Here is an 18,517-nt window from a genome sequence, read left to right as displayed (position 1 = left end):
GACAACGCTAATGCTGGTCGGTGGCGGCGGGGGTGTCGCCACCGACCATTATTCGTGGTGCTTAGTAGGCGTCTACCGCGGGCTGCTCGACAGCAGTGCCCGACTGACCCAGGGTCTCGTCGTAGATGGCCTGCCAGCGGTCATTGCCGTTGGTGAACATGTCGTTGACGAAGGCGCGCAGCGCGTCGTCACCCTTCGGCAGGCCCACGCCGTAGTTCTCGACCGAGAACGGCTCGCCGACGACCTTGAGGTTGTCGGAGTCCTGCGAGGCGTAGCCGAGCAGGATGGCCTGGTCGGTCGTGACTGCGTCGACCTGGCCATCTTTGAGGGCCTCAACGCACTGCGAGTAGGTGTCGAACTCTTCGGTGTCGGTGTCGGGGTAGTTGTCCTTGATGTTCTGGATCGGCGTGGAGCCGGTCGCGGAACAGACGGTCTTGCCGGCCAGATCATTCTCGCTCGTGATCGAGTTGTCATCGGCGGCGACCAGGATGCCCTGGCCCGTGATGAAGTACGGTCCGGCGAAGTCGATCTGTTCCTTGCGCTTGTCGGTGATCGAGTACGTGCCTACGTAGTAATCGATGTCACCGTTCACGATGGCGGACTCGCGGTTTGCGCTCGGAATGGCGATGTATTCGATCTTGTCGTCGGAGAAGCCCAGCGACTCGGCCACCCACTTGGCGATCTCAATGTCGAAGCCGGAGCGTTCTCCGGTTCCGGCGTCGAGAAATCCGAGGCCGGGCTGGTCTTCCTTGACGCCGATACGCACGGTATCGGCCTCCACCATGGCGTCATACGTCGGGCTTCCCGTGAGCGTGACCTCGGACGGACCATCGGACGATCCGGTATCTGGGGTATCCGCGCCGGAGCATCCGGAGAGAAGCAGTGCCGCCGTGGCTGCTGTGGCCAGGAGAATGAGTTTCTTACGCATTGTGATTCCTTTTCTCGTTGGAATGGGAGTTGTCAGGGAAAATTGTGCCGACCCTGCGACGGTGTTGCCGCTCATGAATGAGCCGACACCGGCTAGTGGTCGAGAATCTTGGAGAGGAAGTCCTGCGCGCGGGCGCTCTGCGGGTTGGTGAAGAATTCCTCGGGTGAGGTCTCCTCCACGATCTCGCCCTCGGCCATGAAGATGACGCGGTCCGCGGCTTTGCGGGCGAAGCCCATCTCGTGGGTGACGACGATCATGGTCATGCCCTCGTTGGCGAGGTCGACCATCACTTCGAGCACCTCGTTGATCATTTCGGGGTCGAGCGCGCTGGTCGGTTCGTCAAGCAGAATCAGTTTCGGTTCCATGGCCAGCGCGCGCGCGATGGCTACGCGCTGCTGCTGCCCGCCCGAGAGTTGGGACGGCATTTTGTGCGCCTGGTTGGCCACGCCGACACGTTCGAGCAGGGCCATAGCCTTCTTCTCGGCATCCGCTTTCGACATGCCGCGCACCTTGATCGGGCCGAGGGTCACATTTTCAAGCACGGTCTTGTGCGCAAACAGGTTGAAGGCCTGAAAGACCATGCCGACGTCCGCACGGAGGTCGGCCAGGGCTTTGCCCTCTTCCGGCAACTTGACGCCATCGATGGTGATGACGCCGTCATCGATGGTCTCGAGGCGGTTGATGGCCCGGCAGAGCGTCGATTTTCCCGACCCACTCGGTCCGATCACGACGACCACCTCGCCGCGGTTGACCACGGCGTTGATGTTCTTGAGAACGTGCAGTTCTCCGTAGTGCTTGTTGATGTCCTTGACGACGACTAGCGGTTCGCCCCGACGAACGGTGATATTCGAGGTGGCCGGGGACGAATCTATTGGCTCCATACCCTCCAACTTAGAACAGATCACCGGATGAGGGGTGCCGAATTCCCGGACAGTAACGCATTTGTAACAGTCCAGGCATCCGTTGTCTGTGCTATGTAGCAGGTCAGCCGGCGGTCTCCGGCCGGGCACCAGCCGGCCCGTTCAGCGGCTCGGCCGCCTCAGAAAAAGGGTCGGCTCGGCCATGCCCGAGCACACTCGCCCCGGGCATGCCGGATGCCCGGACGGAGCTGCCCGGGCATCGAGTTTTTGTTCGGAACGGCAGGTCAGGCGCGCTGGGCGAACGCGCTTTCGTACAGGCAAACGGATGCCGCGGTCGCCAGGTTCATCGACTCAGCCTCGCCGTAGATCGGCACGCTGACGCTGCGGTCGACCCGGGCGAGGTCTTCGTCGGTCAGGCCGCGGGCCTCGTTGCCGAACAGCCACACCGTCGGAGCGGCGAGCAGCCCCTCATTGCGGGCGGACAGCAGGTCGGAACCCTTGATGTCGGCAGCGAACAGCTGCAGGCCGGCGGAGCGGGCACGGTCCAGCACGTCGGAGAGATCAGCCGCAATGGCGACGGGGAGGTGAAAAATGGAGCCGGTCGAGGAACGGATGACCTTGGGGTTGTACAGGTCAACGCTGCGACCGGTGAGGATGACGGCGTCCGCGCCAGCGGCATCCGCTGCCCGAATGATGGTGCCGGCGTTGCCGGGGTCGCGCACCTCTTCGAGAATGGCGACGAGCTTGGGGCCCGCGTTGAAGATCTTCTTGACCGAGGTGGGGAACTGGTGGCAGACAGCCACGAAGCCCTGCGGGGTGACCGTGTCGGCCATGGCCTCGAGTACCTCTTCGGAGACGAACTCCACCTCGACCTGGGCGTCGACGGCCTTCTGGGCCAGATCGGTATAGCGATCGAGCGCGGTCGGCGTGGCGAACAGCTCTACGACGAGCTCTGGGCGAAAGGTGAGGGCTTCTGAGACGGCCTGCGGGCCTTCGAGTAGAAAGAGACCGGACTCGAGGCGCGCGTCGCGCTTGGCAAGTTTTGCGACGGCACGGACGCGCGGTGAACGTGGATTATCAAGCATGTGGCAAGTTTACTTGCAGAAAAGGAGCGGGCGACCAGGTCGCCCGCTCCTCACTGTGGAACTCTGACCGATTCACCACGTTCACGCCCAGGAGGCAGCCGGTGGTGGTCAATCACGGTGAAGCATTACGCCTTGACGGCGACCTTCGGTGCCGACGTGTCGGCGGGAAGGGCTGCCTTGGCGCTCTCGACGAGGGCGGCGAACGTCGCTGCCTCGTTGACGGCCAGGTCGGCGAGGATACGACGGTCAACCTCGATGCCAGCCAGGCCGAGGCCCTGGATCAGACGGTTGTAGGTCAGGCCATTCGCGCGCGACGCAGCGTTGATCCGCTGGATCCACAGGCGACGGAAGTCACCCTTGCGTGCACGACGGTCACGGTAGCTGTAGGTGAAGGAGTGAGTGAGCTGCTCCTTCGCCTTGGTGACCAGGCGTGAACGCTGACCGCGGTAGCCCTTGGCGCGTTCGAGAATAACGCGGCGACTCTTGTGGGCGTTTACGGCCCTCTTTACTCTTGCCATTTTTTACAAATCCTTATTCGTTACGGGGGCCTGGTGTTACAGACCGAGAAGCTTCTTGATGACCTTCTGGTCTGACTTGGCCAGCACCTGGTCCTGGTTCAAACGGGACTTGCGCTGCGTGCTCTTGACTTCGAGGTTGTGACGAAGTCCGGCCTGCTGCTTCATGATCTTTCCGCTTCCGGTGACCTTGAAACGCTTCTTGGTTCCGGAGTGGGTCTTCATCTTAGGCATGTGGTTCCTCCTGTTTCGCTGCCTTATCGGCAACCTTGTCTGCCTTATCGGCGACCTTGTCTGCCTTCTCGGCAGCCTTGTGGGCGTTGATCTCGGCCTTGGCTTCTGACTTGTTTTTCAACGGGCCAATCACCATGACCATGTTTCGACCGTCGATCATCGGAGTAGATTCCACGGAACCGTACTCGGCGACATCCTCGGCAAATTTTTGGAGCAGTCGTACGCCCTGATCAGGCCGGGACTGTTCACGGCCACGAAAAAGAATCATGGCCTTGACCTTGTCACCGCTCTTCAGGAAGCCTTCGGCGCGTTTGCGCTTGGTCTCGTAGTCGTGCGTATCAATCTTGAGACGGAAACGAACCTCTTTCAGGATCGTGTTCGCCTGGTTGCGCCTGGCCTCCTTGGCCTTCTGCGCAGCCTCGTACTTGAACTTGCCGTAGTCCATGATCTTGGCCACGGGCGGCTTGGCTTCGGGTGCAACTTCGACGAGGTCGAGGTCGGCATCCTGTGCCAGGCGCAGGGCAACATCAATCGCCACGACCCCGACCTGCTCGCCGTTGGGACCAACGAGACGAACTTCGGGGACGCGTATACGGTCATTTGTACGGGGATCGCTGATGCGTCTCTCCTCTTGGTTAACTTCGTGATCACAACCAGACAGCGGATGCCGCCTGGGGACGAAGGAGGAAAATCACGCGATTTCCACGCCAACTTTTTCGTTGACGTGTTCCACACGGCACCCTGTCTACCCTCACGCTTCCACCTTCCCGAGGGAGGCGATAACGCGACGGCGGAGTGCAATCTACCCGGTAACCTTGATGAAGCGGTATGCGCGGGTGGGAGATTCTCCACTTTCGTACCGAGACTATTGTCTCGGAACCAAAGACAATCCTAGCAGAGGAATGCAGTGAGCCCTAGTTTTGAGCAAGATACGGATTTTGAGCAGAATGCAGCACAGGCGACGCGCGATATCGCCGATGTGGCCGCTGTGGAGATCATCACCACGGCCGCGGTGCACCTGATGAGTGCGGCCGCCGTCAAGTGCGGACTCGCCGACGATCCCGATGCCCAGATCGACCTTGACGAGGCGCGCAAACTGATCACTGCTCTCGCCGGGCTGGTCACGGCTGCCGCTCCCGACATCTCCAGCCTTCATGCAGGAAGCCTGCGCGACGGGCTGCGCTCACTGCAGCTGGCGTTCCGCGAGGCGTCCGCCTTTCCCGACGCGATCGGCGAAGGCCCCGGCGAGAAGCTCACCGGCCCGGTCAACTGATTCCTCCCCTTACGAACGGATGCCGCTGGTCACCCGACCGACGGCATCCGTTTTGCGCAGCTTGAGTCAGGTCTGGCAGTGCGGGCACCAGAATGTATTGCGCTGCTCGACATCGCTGCGACCGAGAGTTCCGCGTTGAATGTGGGTTCCGCAGCGTCGGCACGCCTGACCGCCTCGCCCGTAGACCCAGGTCTGGGCGCCGCGGCGCAGGTTGCCGGTGGTCGTGCGTTCGTCGCGGTCTTTATTGGCCAGGAGCAGGCGCCGGGCCAGGGCGACGAGTCCGGGGACGTCGGTAACCTCGGCCAGGGGCCGGGTCGGCAATAGCCCGCGCAGAAAGCAGAGTTCGTTGACATAGACGTTGCCGAGCCCGGCGAGATTGCGCTGATCGGCGAGGGCCAGAATGACCGGTTGTTCGGGCCGAGCAGTGAGGCGGGTGGCTGCCTCGGCGCTGTTGCCCGCACTCCATTCGGTGTCAAGCAGGTCGGGTCCGAGATAGCCGACCACCTCCGACTCGGCCCGGGTGGGAACCAGCTCCAGCACACCAAGCTCGAACCCGACCGCGACCCAGTCCAGGGTCTGCAGCACAATGCGCGCCTGGAACGCCGGCCGCTGCCACCGCGTGCCGGGCCGGTACAGGTGCCAGGCTCCCTCCATTTTCAGATGCGAGTGGATGCTCATCTCGCCGACCCGGTGCAGCAGATGTTTGCCGCGACTGACGACCTCGTGCACGGTCTGGCCCGTGAGATCGACGGTCGCGAAGGCCGGCACGCGGATGTCGCAGCCGGTGAGAATACTGCCGCGCAGCGCCTGGTCGAGGGTTCGGGCCGTGCGATAGACGGTATCGCCCTCAGGCACGAAGCCTCAGCCCTTTCGGAGTCTCGGTGAATCCCGCGGCGCGCAGAGCCGCACCCACCTCGGTGCCCATGACGAACACGCCGTTGGCCGTTTCGACCGCGATTTTCTGGATGCGACCCGTTGTGACCAGAGCAGCCAGGCTCGCCGTGGCGGCCGCGAGCGTGGCCTCTTCCGTCTCGAAGGCAACCACGGTCTTGCCGCCGCGCTCGACGTAGAGCACGAGGGCGCCATCGACGAGAACGACGAGTGCACCCGCCTTCCGGCCCGGGCGATGGGTGGTGTCGCCGGGTAGTGCCGGCCAGGGAAGGGCGGCGCCGTAGGCGTTCGCCGGGTCGGTCGCGGCCAAGGTCACCACGGCCGGATGCCCGACCGACGAGTCTGCTACCCCGGCGGCGAAGGTGCGCAGCCGGTCGATGGTGCCGCCGGTGGCGAACTGGGCAGCGCCGAGCCCCTCGATGAAGTAGCCGCGTCGGCAGCGCGCCATGTCCTCGAATCCGGTGAGCGTGCGGTAGACGAGGGAGAATCCGCCGATGACGTTCTCCGCCATGACCGCGCCGCGCGTCACGACTCCGTAGCGTTCGAGCAGGGTCTCCCCCAGGGCGTGCGCGCGGCGGGTCGGTGAGTCGTCGGCCACGGGCAGAATCGACCAGCGACCAGACACCGTCGGTGGTCCGCCGCGGCTCGCCAGGCTCGGCCGGGGCATCGACCGCCCGCGGTGCAGGCGTGCCCGGGGCACGGCCCGGCTCGAACGATGCGCGGTGTGACCGCCGGAGAGAAGCGACCGGACCGGGGCCAAGGTGTCATTGGTGATCAGGCCGGCCCAGACCAGGTCCCACAGCGCATGCACCAATTCCTGGTCATTCTGGCTACCGACGGCATCGGCAAGTTGCCGAAAGAAGTAGGCACCATTACTGCCCAGGGTCGCCAGGATCTCCTGTTGCAGGGGCGTCGTTTCGACGTCGATCGGTACCGGCAGGGTGAGCTGGGCGGTTTCGGCGAGGTGCAGGCTCACCCAGCCGTCATTGCCGGCAAGCGTTCCCGCACCGGCCCAGAGCACCTCGCCCGCGTTGGTGAGTTCGTCGAGCATACCCGGACGGTAGTCGCTGACCCGGGCGGGCAGAATGAGCGTCTCCCACGCGGATGCCGGAATGCGCGCCCCCTCCAGCTGCTCAACAACGGATGCGACGCCGTCGATTCCGCGCAGCTTTCCGCCCACGTGCTGCCAGGCCGGCAGAAACCGGCCGATCGCCCGTTGGTCGACCGGTTCGACCTCGTGCCGGAGCGCGGCTAGGGAACGGCGGCGGAGCCGCCGCAGCACCTCGGCGTCGCACCATTCCAGGCCGCTGCCGTTGGGTCGAAACTCTCCGGCCACGATGCGTCGGGCATCGGCGAGTCGGCCGAGGGCGATTTGGACGACGGCCGTACCGAGGCCAAACCGGTCGGCGACGGCATTCGTTGTGAAGGGCCCGTGGGAACGCGCATACCGGCTCACCAGATCACCGAGCGGATCAGGCACGGATTCGGTGAAGGCGGAGGGAACGCCGATCGGCAGGGGAACGCCGAGGGCATCGCGCAACCGGCTGGCGTCTTCGACCGCCGCCCAGCGATCCTCACCGCCGACGTTGACCCGGATGGCGCGGCGGGCATCAACGAGAGCGAGCAGGGCCTGCTCTGCCGCCATCGCACCGGGCACGTGCGGCGATTCGGGCGCGGGCAGGAGCATCCGCTCGGCGATCTCGCTGGTGTTGAGCGGCCCCAGGGTACGCAGCAGGTCCGCGACACCCTCAACGCCCTTGGCCCGGTAGTCGGAGGTGAGCCGCTGCAGTTCCCGGTCGGTCTGGTCGATGACGGCTGGGTCGAGCAGCTCCCGCAGCTCGACCCGACCCAGGAGTTCGGCGAGCAGGCTCGAGTCGATCGCGAGGGCGGTCGCCCGCCGCTCGGCCAGCGGGGTGTCGCCCTCATACATGAAGGCGGCGACGTAACCGAACAGCAGGGTACTCGCGAACGGGCTCGCGGTGTCGGTCGTGATTTCGATCAGGCGCAGTTCGCGCGAGGCGATCTGTCGGGCCAGCACCCCGAGGGCCGGCAGGTCGTAGACGTCTTGCAGGCATTCCCGCAGGGTTTCGAGAATGATCGGAAAAGTGGGGAAGGTGCGGGCCACGTCGAGCAGTTGCGCCGCCTTCTGGCGTTGCTGCCAGAGCGGTGAGCGCGCCCCGGGCTTGTAGCGGGGCAGAAGCAGGGCGCGGGCGGCGCACTCGCGAAACCGGGACGCGAACAGAGCCGAGCCACCAACCTCGTCGGTGACCAGTTGCTCGAGCTCGTCGGGGTCGAACACGAACAGTTCGCTGCCGGGCGGCTCGGTTTCGGTGTCGGGAATGCGTACGACGATGCCGTCGTCACTGGCCACGCAGGAGCCGTCGATTCCATAGCGTTCGCGCACGCGGGCACCGACCGCGAGTGCCCACGGTGCGTGTACCGGGGTGCCGTACGGGGAATGCAGCACGACCCGCCAGTCCCCCAGCTCGTCACGAAAGCGTTCGACCACGAGCGTGCGGTCGGTCGGCAGTTGCCCGGTGGCAGCGCGTTGCTCGCCGAGAAAGGCCAGCAGGTTAGTGATCGCCCGGTCGTCGAGGCCACCCACGGCGCAGCGGTCCCTGGCTTGGTCGGCCGGCAGGCTGCCGACCTCGCGCACGAAGGCACCGATGGCCTGGCCCAGTTCGGCCGGGCGGCCCAGCCCGTCGCCCTTCCAGAACGGCAGCCTCCCGGGCTGCCCGAACGCCGGCACGACGAGCACTCGGTCGTGCGTGATCTCCTGAATGCGCCAGCTCGTGGTGCCGAGCGCGAAGACATCATTCACGCGGGACTCGTAGACCATCTCCTCGTCGAGTTCACCGACCCGTTTGCCGGTGATCTGCTCTCCGCCGACCATGAAGACGCCAAATAGACCGCGGTCAGGAATGGTGCCGCCACTGGTGACGGCCAGCCGTTGCGCGCCGGGGCGGCCGGTGAGGGTGCCGGCGTCGCGATCCCAGACGATGCGCGGGCGCAGTTCTGCGAACTGGTCGGAGGGATACCGACCGGCCAGCAGGTCGAGGGTGGCCTCGTAGGCGGAGCGGGGCAGGGTTACGAAGGGTGCACTGCGCCGCACGGTGTCGAACCAGGTCTCGACGTCGATTGGTTCAAGCGCGCAGGCCGCGACCGTCTGCTGGGCCAGGATATCGAGCGGATTGGTCGGCACCCGCAGCGATTCGATGGCACCGGCGACCATGCGTTCGGCGGCGACCGCGGCGTGGATGAGGTCGGCCCGATGTTTGGGGTAGATGACCCCGCGCGAAATCTCACCCACCTGGTGCCCGGCCCGGCCGAGCCGTTGCAGCCCGCTCGACACTGACGGCGGTGACTCCACTTGCACGACCAAGTCGACGGCGCCCATATCAATGCCGAGTTCAAGACTCGACGTGGCGACGACACAGCGCAGCCGCCCCGATTTCAGGTCGTCTTCAATGAGCGCGCGCTGCTCTTTGCTGACCGAACCGTGATGCGCGCGAGCGAGCAGCGGTTCGGCCCCCGCACTCTCGCCGCTCGCGCCCATGAGCTCGGCTGGCGGTCTGGCAGGCGCGGGGCTGCCCATCGCCCGGGCGTCCCCCTGCGACACCGTCACGAGAGCGGATGCCTCCTCCCCGGCCAGGCGCTCGGCATAGATTTCGTTGAACCGGGCCGTGAGCCGTTCGGTGAGGCGGCGCGAGTTTGCGAACACGATGCTGGAGGAGTGTGCAAGCACCTCGTCGACGATGGCCTCCTCGACGTGGGGCCAGATCGACCCGGTCTGCGGCGCCGAAGCTGACGTGACTCCTTCGCGTTGCGGCACCGGACCGAGGTCGCTCATGTCGTCCACCGGTACGACCACCCGCAGGTCGAACCGTTTCAGCGCGGGCGGAGCCACGATCTGCACGGGTGCGGCGCCGCCGAGAAATCGGGCCACCTCGCTCTGCGGCCGCACCGTGGCGGAGAGCCCGATACGTTGCGCCGGCCGGCTCAGCAAGGCGTCGAGTCGTTCGAGGGACACGGCCAGGTGTGCACCGCGTTTGCTCGCCGCGACCGCGTGCACCTCATCGATGATGACGGTCTGCACGCCGCGCAGCGATTCGCGGGCGGCCGAGGTCAGCATGAGAAACAACGACTCCGGGGTGGTGATAAGAATGTCGGGCGGCGAGGTGACCAGTTTGCGCCGGTCGGCGGCCGGAGTGTCTCCCGAGCGCACGCCAACCGTGACGCGCGGCGGCTCCAGGCCGAGCCGCTGGGCCGAACGGGTGATTCCCACGAGCGGAGCGGTGAGGTTGCGTTCCACATCGACGCCGAGTGCTTTGAGCGGCGAGATATACAGCACGCGAGTGATGGGCGTGGAAGCGGCGGGCACGCCAGTGATGGGCGTGGAAGCGGCGGGCACGCCAGTGATGGGCGTGGAAGCGGCGGGCACGCCGGGCACGGCCGGTGCGGCCGACTCGGTGGCCAGCCGGTCAATGGCCCACAGGAACGCGGCGAGGGTCTTGCCCGACCCGGTCGGAGCCACCACGAGGGCGTGCGAACCCAACGAAATGGCCTCCCATGCCCCCAGCTGCGCTGCTGTCGGTGCCGCGAATGCCTCGGTGAACCAGGCCCGAGCGGCCGGGGAGAATCGTTCAAGAACGTCGCTCATACCGTTATTGTCGCTCACCCCACCGACATTCGGATTTCACCCGGAAACCTACGCGGAGGCGACGAGCTTGACGCGCAGCGAATCCACGCCGGTCGTGATGATCTCGCTCTCCGACCACCGGGTGCCGAGGCGGCTCAGAATCGCGTCAAGGTCCGACTGGGTGAGGCCGTCGACCAATTCCAGTTGGACCACGAGTTCGGGACCTTTGAGCTGCGCCAGCGGGTCGCCCGCCATGAGCTGAACCGAGAGCACCGAGAGTTCCGTGGCGATTGATGCGGTGAAAGCGTCGGCGATGAAGTGGCTCGCGTAACTCGGAGTCCACGGCAGCGACTGGGCGATCGCCCAAAGCGCCGGTCGCCGAATGATGAATTCCCCGGGGGATGTCGGGTCGAGCACGACGAGGTCGGTGTCTTCCTGTGCGGCGGCCAGGGCGACGCGCACGGCATCCGCTGGTACGGGCCTTGCGAGGGGGTTCCACGCCGCCATGGCAGCGGTCGACGAGAAGACTGGGAGCACGGTACGGCCGTCCGGCCCTTCAACCGTGATGATCGATAGTTCCTGGGTTTTATCGATGGTCTGCCCGCGCGCGTTCACGGCGGCCTCGCCGAGCTTGGTCACCAGCGGAATGAGCAGACGAGATCCGCGAATGGCATCGATGACGCTTTCTTCGCCGGCCTCTCGAGCTTGAAAACGGGCAAGCGCCGCGGCAAGGGCGGCGGGCGCGGCCCCGTCATCACCGGCTTCGAGGTTGGCCTCGAATTCCCGTCCGGCCCACGGCTGGCCGGCCGAGTCGGCCGTGTTGGCTGGCTCATTCCCGTCGCCAGGTCGCCCTGAGCCCGGCTGGCCCGAAGGGTCTCCCGTTGAGCCGAGGTTTCGCGCCCGAGCCATTAGTCCCCCGCGACGTCCAGGGCCTCGGCCAGCGTGAACGCGCCGGCGTAGAGCGCCTTGCCCACGATGGCACCCTCAAGCCCCAGCGGCACAAGCTTGCGCAACGCTTGAATGTCATCAAGGCTCGAAATGCCGCCGGAGGCAATGACCGGCTTGCGCGTGCGGTCGAGTACCTGACGCAGCAGGTCAATGTTCGGGCCCTGCAGAGTGCCGTCCTTGGTGACGTCGGTCACCACATAGCGGGCACACCCGGCTGCTTCGAGCCGTTCGAGGACCTGCCAGAGGTCCCCGCCATCTTTGGTCCAGCCACGCGCGGCCAGGGTGGTTCCGCGTACATCAAGGCCAACGGCAACGGCCTCACCGTATTGTGCGATGACGCTCGCCGCCCACTCCGGGTTTTCCAACGCTGCGGTGCCGAGGTTGATGCGTTTAACGCCGGTGGTCAGTGCCGCTTCGAGCGATTCGTCATCGCGGATACCGCCGGAGAGCTCGATATTCACGCCCTTGACCTGACGAATGACCTTCTTGATCACACCGGTGTTGTTGCCACGGCCGAAGGCCGCGTCGAGGTCGACGAGGTGAATCCACTCAGCACCTTGCCTGGCCCAGTCGGCCGCGGCGTCGACGGGGTCACCGTAGTTCGTTTCCGTGCCGGCCTCGCCCTGGGTCAGGCGAACCGCCTTGCCGCCGGCCACATCGACGGCGGGCAGGAGGACGAGCCTCGGTGTCTTGTTGAACTCACTCATTGGTGTCCTTGATTGGTGCGGTCGCGCTGTGCGACCAATTGCAGGGGCTGTGGCTGTGATGCGGATGGGACTGTGAAGTCTAGGCTCGCCGGGCTAACTGTGCAGCGTGCCGATCCAGTTCTTCAACAAGCGGATGCCTGCCTCCCCCGATTTCTCCGGGTGAAACTGGGTGGCGCTGAGCGGTCCGTTCTCGATCGCGGCCAGGAACGGCGCCCCATGATCGGCCCAGGTCAGCCGGGGCTCTGGGAACGGCGGCATGACCTCAAGCGTCCAGGATTGCGCGGCGTAGGAGTGCACGAAGTAGAACCGCTCGTCTTCGATGCCTCGGAACAATTCAGAGTTGGGTGCGCTCGTGACGGTGTTCCAGCCCATGTGCGGAAGGATCTTCGCGGGAAGCTCGGTGACCGTTCCCGGCCATTCGCCGAGCCCCTCGGTGTCCACGCCACGTTCCACTCCACGCTCGAACATGACCTGCATGCCGACGCAAATTCCAAGCACCGGGCGGCCGCCGGCCAGACGACGGTCGACGATGTCGTCACCGCGAACGGACTTGAGCGCTGCCATCACGGCGCTGAACGCTCCAACTCCGGGCACGACGAGACCGTCGGCCTCCAATGCAGTTGTGCGGTCGCTCGTGAGGGTGACCTCGGCGCCAGCCAACTCGAGCGCCTTGACCGCGGAGTGCACGTTTCCGGTTCCGTAGTCGAAGACGACAACCTTCGTCATAGGGCTCCCTTGGTCGACGGGATACCGTGCACGAGCGGGTCGAGGGCCTTGGCGAGTCGGAAGGCGCGGGCGAACGCCTTGAATTCAGCCTCGGCAATGTGGTGCGGATCGCGCCCGCCAAGCAGGGTGACGTGCACGGTCAGGCCGGCGTGAAAAGTAATCGCTTCGAAGACGTGACGCACCATGGAGCCGGTGAAGTGACCACCGATGAGGTGAAATTCAAAGCCGGCCGGTTCGCCCGTGTGCACGAGGTAGGGGCGGCCGGAGATGTCGACCACGGCCTGGGCCAGCGCCTCGTCGAGGGGCACGAGAGCGTCACCGTAACGGGAGATGCCCGATTTGTCACCAAGGGCCTGACGAATGGCCTGGCCGAGCACGATTCCGACGTCTTCGACGGTGTGGTGCACGTCGATTTCGATGTCGCCGGAGGCGCGCACCGTGAGATCGGTCAGGGAGTGTTTGGCGAACGCCGTCAGCAGGTGGTCGAAGAACGGCACCGAAGTACGGATGTCGCTGACGCCGGTGCCATCAAGGTTCAGAGACAGGTCGATGCTGGATTCACTCGTCTCCCGTTGCAGGTGTGCGACGCGGGGCGCGGGAATGTCAGCAGGTGAGCTCATGGACCTAGTTTATTCCGCTTGGGCGGGCGCAATTTGACCGGGGCCGCCACTGCGACCAAGTCGGGCGATGGCGTCGAGGAACAGGGTCGTCTCCTGTTCGGTGCCGGCGGTCACGCGCAGGTGGTGGGCGATGCCCACATCGCGAATAAGAATTCCCTCAGCCAGCAGCGCCTCGAAGGTCTCGTGCGGGTCGGCTACTCCCCCGAACAGTACGAAGTTGCTCCAGCTGCGGTGCGGGGCATAGCCCAGGCCCGCAAGCTCAACAACGAGCCGATCGCGCTGCCCACGAATGTCATCGACCATCGCGAGCATCTCGACGCTGTGCGCCAGGGCCGCGTTTGCGGCCGCCTGGGTCAGGGCCGAGAGGTGGTACGGCAAGCGAACCAGACGCAGGGCATCCGTTACGGCCGGATCGGCAGCCAGGTAGCCCACACGGGCACCGGCGAACGCGAAGGCCTTGCTCATCGTTCGGGAGACGAGCAGGCGTTCCCGGCCAGGCAGCAGGGTGAGCGCGCTCGGGGTGCCGACCGGAGCGAATTCGGCGTAGGCCTCATCGACCACGACGATGCCGTCGGTCGCGTCATAGGCAGCGGCGATGGTCTCGAGGGAGAGCGGCGTACCGGTGGGGTTGTTCGGCGAGCAGAGAAAGACGACATCGGGCTTGGTACGCGTGATCTCGCTCACGGCGGTCGCTGGCGACAGCTCGTAGTCAGCGTCGCGGGCACCGGCAATCCAGGTGGTGTCGGTTCCCGACGCGAGGATCGAGTACATCGAGTAGGTCGGGGCAAAGCCCAGCAGGCTGCGTCCCGGTCCGCCGAAAGCCTGCAACACCTGTTGCAGCACCTCGTTGGAGCCGTTGGCCGCCCAGATATTCTCGGCGGACAGTCCTTCGCCGAGGTAGCGGGCGAGCGCCTCGCGCAGGGCGGTGAACTCTCGATCGGGATACCGATTCACCGAGCGGATGGCCTCGGCCAGGCCGGCGAGGATGTCGCGGGCCACCGCTTCAGGAATGGGGTGCGTGTTCTCGTTCACGTTCAGGGCCACTGGAACATGCAGTTGCGGAGCACCGTAGGGCGTCAGGCCGTGCAGGTTGGTGCGGAGGGGAAGATCTTCGAGACTGGTCACCCTCTCCATGCTAGGGCCCCGTACTGCTGCCCATCACTACTTAGGAGTTGGCGGGGATTTCCAGGCGCTGGCCCGGCTGCAGCGTTTCCACCGACAGGGCGTTGATGCGCTTGATATCGGCGACAACGTCGCGCGGGTCGGCGGCGGGAAAGTTCTCTTCAGCAAGGTTCCAGAGAGTTTGGCCGGGTTCGACCGTGATGAATCGGGCTGAACCGACGTCGGTCGGTGAATAGGCCAACGTGGCCACGATGCCGGAGTCGGTTGTGTACGACACGAGATCGATGCCGGTGGCGGCCCCAGAGGCGCCCACCGCTCCCCCATTGACGGCAAATACAAGGGCGCCCAGAACGACCGGCAATGCGGCGAGCGTGGTGAAGACGACTCGCCCACGCCGGGTGAGGCGAAGACGTGTGACGGGCGGGAGAGAAACTGCGGGAGCAAATGCTGTGGTCATGTCAAACCTCCAAGGTAGGCGGGCTGCGAGTCTCGTATTCGGCCCTCGGCCGGGAGGACCGAATACGAAACTATGTTCCGAATATAACTTCGAACAATCGAACATGCAAGCTTTTTCTCGTCTCTGCCCGGAAAATCACGCAACACACTCGAATAAGTGTTTGTTTCAAGGCCGAGAACTGGATAAACTTTCGATAGGTCAATTGCTTGATTGCTACTCAACCAGACACCACCGACATTCCCGCGAGACGTCCTCTAACCCGCGCGGGACCGACGCAAGGAGCGCTTCTCGTGACACAAAGCACCGGCGGTACCCGCGACAAGGGCGGCACTCGGCGCCGCAAGAGTTTGAGCCCGCGCCAGCTCGCCATCCTCGACGTTATTCAGCGTTCGGTCAGCTCGCGCGGCTACCCGCCGAGCATGCGTGAGATCGGTGACGCCGTCGGCCTCGCCTCGCTATCGAGCGTGACTCACCAGCTCAACCAGCTTGAGCTGAGCGGCTATCTGCGTCGTGACCCGAATCGTCCTCGCGCACTCGAGGTACTCATCGAGATTCAACGCGCACCCGAAGACGTCGGAACCGGCGACCAGGACAGTTTTCACCCGGGCGTGCAGGTCGGCGACGCTGCGATGGTTCCCCTCGTCGGTCGAATCGCTGCCGGCATTCCGATCACGGCAGATCAGCAGATCGACGAGATCTTCCCACTCCCCCGCCAGCTCGTCGGCCAGGGGGAGCTGTTCATGCTCAAGGTCGTCGGTGAGTCGATGATCGATGCGGCGATCTGCGACGGTGACTGGGTTGTCGTTCGCCAGCAGAAGACCGCGGAGAACGGCGAAATCGTGGCGGCCATGCTCGACAACGAGGCCACCGTGAAGGTACTGCGCAAGCGCGACGGCCACACCTGGCTGCTGCCGCGCAACAGTAACTTCGAGCCCATCGTCGGCGACTACGCCGACATCCTCGGCAAGGTCGTCGCCGTATTGCGCTCGGTCTAGCGAGTCCCCTACAAGCAAAGAAGAGAACAGAAGCTCGGCGCGAGGCCCGACCACTAACCGGTGATCGGGCCTGAAGACTGCCGGCTGGCGCCAGGTACGCGAGTGAGCTACCGGGTGAGGCTAGCTCTCAGATCGGCAGCGCGGCGATCGCGCACCACCCGGGTCGCAGCCAGCATGTTGTGCAGGGACTGCACCGTCTCCTCGTAGCCACGCGTCTTGAGCCCGCAGTCCGGGTTCACCCAGACCTGGCGTTCGGGGATGGATTCCAGGGCGGTGTCCAGCAGGGTCGTCAGCTCGTCGACACTGGGTACTCGCGGCGAGTGGATGTCATAGATGCCGGCCCCGATGCCGTGGTTGAACCCGCCGGCCTCAATCTGCTGGACCACCTCCATGCGCGAGCGGGCCGCTTCGATGCTCGTGACGTCGGCGTCGAGGTTGCGGATAGCCTCGATGACGACGCCGAACTCCGAGTAGCAGAGGTGCGTGTGAATTTGAGTCGCTTCCGCGACCCCGGCCGTGGCCAGCCGAAAGGAGCCGACCGACCAGTCCAGGTAGTCGGCGTGGTCCTTCTTCTTTAGCGGCAGCAGCTCCCGCAAGGCCGGCTCGTCGACCTGAACGATCTTGATGCCCGCAGCTTCCAGGTCGCCGATTTCATCGCGCAGGGCAAGGGCGACCTGGCGAGCGGTCTCGCCAAGCGGCTGGTCGTCACGCACGAACGACCAGGCCAGAATGGTCACCGGTCCGGTGAGCATGCCCTTGACCGGCTTGGCTGTCAGGCTCTGCGTGTACACCGACCAGTCCACCGTGATCGGGGCCGGGCGCGAGACGTCGCCCCACAGAATGGATGGCCGGGTGCAGCGGCTGCCGTAGGACTGCACCCAGCCGTTCTCGGTCACGGCGAACCCGTCGAGGTTCTCAACAAAGTACTGCACCATGTCGTTGCGCTCGGGTTCCCCGTGCACGAGCACGTCGAGTCCGATCTCTTCTTGCAGGGCGACGACGCGGCCGATCTCGGCGCGCATCAGGTCGCGGTACTCATCGGCTGGCAGGTTTCCTTTGAGAAACTGGGCGCGTGCCCGGCGAATGTCTGCGGTCTGCGGGAAGGATCCGATCGTGGTCGTGGGCAGCGACGGCAGCTGCAGCGCAGCATTCTGAGCAGTCAGGCGATCGGCGTAGGCACCACGGGTGAAATCGGCGTCGGTGAGTGCGGCCGAACGCGCTCGCACCGAACCGTCGCGCACCCCCGGAGCGGCGAGACGCGCGGTCAGCGCGGCAGCGGCATCCGCGAGCGGAAGGGCAATGGCCGCCTGCCCCGCAGCGAGGCCGAGCGCGAGGGTGGCGACCTGGCCCACCTTCTGGTCGGCAAAGGCCAGCCAGCTGGTTAGGTCGAGCGGCAACGAGGTCTCATCCAGCACGTCGTGCGGCACGTGCAGCAGCGACGTTGAGGTGGATACGGTGACGGAGTCGGACAGCGCGCGCACGCTCTCGGCGCGCTCGAAAGCGCCCGCCAGGTCGCCGCGCCAGATGTTATGCCCGTCAATCACCCCGGCAACGAGGGTCTTGGCGGCCAGCCCGGGCACTGCCTGCGGCAGGGTGCCCCGAACCAGGTCGAGGCCGATCGCCTCGACGGTAGTGCCGGCAAGAACCGGCAGGGCATCATCGAGACTGCCGTAGGGCGCCGCGACAAACAGGGCGGGGCGGCCACTGAGCCGACCGAGCACGCCATAAGCGGATGCGACCGCCGCCAGCGTGTCCCCGCGTGGCACATCGATCGATTCGCTGACCAGTCCCGGCTCGTCGAGCTGCACCCAGTCGGCGCCGGCATCCGCTAGCCGGGATAGCAGCGCTGCGTAGACAGGAAGGATGTCGACGAGCCGGGACAGCGGGGAGAACCCGGCTGGCGCCTCATCGCTGGCCTTGCTGAGCAGGAGAAAGGTGACCGGACCGACGAGCACCGGACGGGTGAGGAAACCGGCCGCCTTGGCCTCGAGAAACTCGCGCACGATGCGGTCACCGGCCAACGAGAACACGGTCTCCGGGCCAATCTCGGGCACGAGGTAGTGGTAGTTCGAGTCGAACCACTTGGTCATCTCAAGCGGCAGGTTCTCGCCCTCGCCGCGGGCCAGGGTGAAATACCCGGCCAGGTCGATGGTTCCATCAGCACCGACGAGCGAGGCAAACCGCGTGGGAATCGCTCCAACGGCGACAATGGTGTCCAGCACCTGGTCGTAGTACGAGAACGACTCGGGGATCGACGAGTCGGCGCGGCCGAGCCCGAGGTCAACGAGCCGTTCCCGGGTGGCCGAGCGCAGTTCGGCGGCCACGCTCTCCACAGCGACCGCGTCGATCGCCCCAGACCAGAACGCTTCGACGGCCTTCTTGAGCTCGCGCCGGCGACCGATACGCGGGTAGCCGAGGATGGTACCGGTGGGAAATGCGGGTGAAATGGGCATGGAGATTCCTTCACTGGAGATTGGTCGTTGGAATGGCGCAAAATAACGAACGAGTTCCCGGCCT

Annotated in this window: 17 protein-coding genes; 2 read left to right on the top strand and 15 right to left on the bottom strand. The window is 65.3% G+C overall.

Going from position 1 to position 18,517, the window contains the following annotated elements:
- Window positions 1-61: 61 nt before the first annotated feature.
- From E3T46_RS10445 to infC, 6 genes are all read right to left on the bottom strand, one after another.
- Entirely contained in the window at window positions 62-928 is an 867-nt protein-coding gene (locus tag E3T46_RS10445) for a glutamate ABC transporter substrate-binding protein (protein ID WP_134578504.1), read from the bottom strand.
- A 92-nt stretch (window positions 929-1,020) separates the two neighbouring features.
- Window positions 1,021-1,809, bottom strand: a complete 789-nt coding sequence (locus tag E3T46_RS10440) for an amino acid ABC transporter ATP-binding protein (protein WP_134578503.1) — start codon at window positions 1,807-1,809, stop codon at window positions 1,021-1,023.
- A gap of 263 nt (window positions 1,810-2,072) precedes the next feature.
- On the bottom strand, window positions 2,073-2,873 hold the full coding sequence (locus E3T46_RS10435) for an RNA methyltransferase (protein WP_092449846.1): 801 nt from the start codon (window positions 2,871-2,873) through the stop codon (window positions 2,073-2,075).
- 125 nt (window positions 2,874-2,998) lie between these two features.
- Window positions 2,999-3,391, bottom strand: coding sequence for a 50S ribosomal protein L20 (gene rplT, locus E3T46_RS10430; protein ID WP_092449848.1), 393 nt, complete (start codon window positions 3,389-3,391; stop codon window positions 2,999-3,001).
- A gap of 36 nt (window positions 3,392-3,427) precedes the next feature.
- Window positions 3,428-3,622: a 50S ribosomal protein L35 gene (rpmI, locus tag E3T46_RS10425; protein ID WP_092341054.1), complete on the bottom strand. Its 195-nt coding sequence runs from the start codon at window positions 3,620-3,622 to the stop codon at window positions 3,428-3,430.
- Entirely contained in the window at window positions 3,615-4,241 is a 627-nt protein-coding gene (gene infC, locus E3T46_RS10420; protein ID WP_104127223.1) for a translation initiation factor IF-3, read from the bottom strand. The genes rpmI and infC overlap by 8 nt, the downstream gene beginning before the upstream one ends.
- A 288-nt stretch (window positions 4,242-4,529) precedes the next feature.
- On the opposite strand from infC, the gene E3T46_RS10415 reads away from it, so the two are divergent.
- A complete protein-coding gene (locus E3T46_RS10415; protein ID WP_134578502.1) occupies window positions 4,530-4,895 on the top strand; it encodes a DUF1844 domain-containing protein in 366 nt (121 codons plus the stop codon).
- A 66-nt stretch (window positions 4,896-4,961) separates the two neighbouring features.
- Here the strand turns inward: E3T46_RS10415 and E3T46_RS10410 are convergent, their stop codons facing one another.
- The 8 genes from E3T46_RS10410 to E3T46_RS10375 all read right to left on the bottom strand — a co-directional run bounded on the left by E3T46_RS10410 (window position 4,962) and on the right by E3T46_RS10375 (window position 15,005).
- Window positions 4,962-5,750: a DNA-formamidopyrimidine glycosylase family protein gene (locus E3T46_RS10410; RefSeq protein ID WP_134578501.1), complete on the bottom strand. Its 789-nt coding sequence runs from the start codon at window positions 5,748-5,750 to the stop codon at window positions 4,962-4,964.
- A complete protein-coding gene (locus E3T46_RS10405) occupies window positions 5,743-10,446 on the bottom strand; it encodes an ATP-dependent helicase (protein ID WP_134578500.1) in 4,704 nt (1,567 codons plus the stop codon). The genes E3T46_RS10410 and E3T46_RS10405 overlap by 8 nt, the downstream gene beginning before the upstream one ends.
- 48 nt (window positions 10,447-10,494) lie before the next feature.
- Complete coding sequence (locus tag E3T46_RS10400; protein ID WP_134578499.1) at window positions 10,495-11,334, bottom strand: SseB family protein; 840 nt, start codon at window positions 11,332-11,334, stop codon at window positions 10,495-10,497.
- Window positions 11,334-12,080, bottom strand: a complete 747-nt coding sequence (gene priA, locus E3T46_RS10395; RefSeq protein WP_134578498.1) for a bifunctional 1-(5-phosphoribosyl)-5-((5-phosphoribosylamino)methylideneamino)imidazole-4-carboxamide isomerase/phosphoribosylanthranilate isomerase PriA — start codon at window positions 12,078-12,080, stop codon at window positions 11,334-11,336. The genes E3T46_RS10400 and priA overlap by 1 nt, the downstream gene beginning before the upstream one ends.
- A 93-nt stretch (window positions 12,081-12,173) precedes the next feature.
- Window positions 12,174-12,806, bottom strand: coding sequence for an imidazole glycerol phosphate synthase subunit HisH (gene hisH, locus E3T46_RS10390; protein ID WP_134578497.1), 633 nt, complete (start codon window positions 12,804-12,806; stop codon window positions 12,174-12,176).
- On the bottom strand, window positions 12,803-13,426 hold the full coding sequence (gene hisB, locus E3T46_RS10385; protein WP_092449861.1) for an imidazoleglycerol-phosphate dehydratase HisB: 624 nt from the start codon (window positions 13,424-13,426) through the stop codon (window positions 12,803-12,805). The genes hisH and hisB overlap by 4 nt, the downstream gene beginning before the upstream one ends.
- 9 nt (window positions 13,427-13,435) lie before the next feature.
- A complete protein-coding gene (locus E3T46_RS10380) occupies window positions 13,436-14,560 on the bottom strand; it encodes a histidinol-phosphate transaminase (protein ID WP_134578496.1) in 1,125 nt (374 codons plus the stop codon).
- 31 nt (window positions 14,561-14,591) lie between these two features.
- Window positions 14,592-15,005, bottom strand: a complete 414-nt coding sequence (locus E3T46_RS10375; protein WP_134442418.1) for a LysM peptidoglycan-binding domain-containing protein — start codon at window positions 15,003-15,005, stop codon at window positions 14,592-14,594.
- A 290-nt stretch (window positions 15,006-15,295) separates the two neighbouring features.
- Between E3T46_RS10375 and lexA the strand changes: the two genes are divergently transcribed.
- The gene (lexA, locus tag E3T46_RS10370) at window positions 15,296-16,000 is read left to right on the top strand and encodes a transcriptional repressor LexA (RefSeq protein ID WP_104132437.1); all 705 of its coding nucleotides are present in this window, start codon (window positions 15,296-15,298) and stop codon (window positions 15,998-16,000) included.
- Between the two features lie 107 nt (window positions 16,001-16,107).
- Here lexA and metE read toward each other — a convergent pair whose 3' ends face one another.
- Complete coding sequence (gene metE / locus E3T46_RS10365; protein WP_134578495.1) at window positions 16,108-18,453, bottom strand: 5-methyltetrahydropteroyltriglutamate--homocysteine S-methyltransferase; 2,346 nt, start codon at window positions 18,451-18,453, stop codon at window positions 16,108-16,110.
- Window positions 18,454-18,517: the final 64 nt, after the last annotated feature.

Source organism: Cryobacterium sp. Hh11, assembly GCF_004404045.1.
Taxonomy (GTDB): domain Bacteria; phylum Actinomycetota; class Actinomycetes; order Actinomycetales; family Microbacteriaceae; genus Cryobacterium; species Cryobacterium levicorallinum.
The sequence above is the reverse complement of the archived record's forward strand: the minus strand, read 5'-3'. Positions and strand labels throughout refer to the sequence as shown.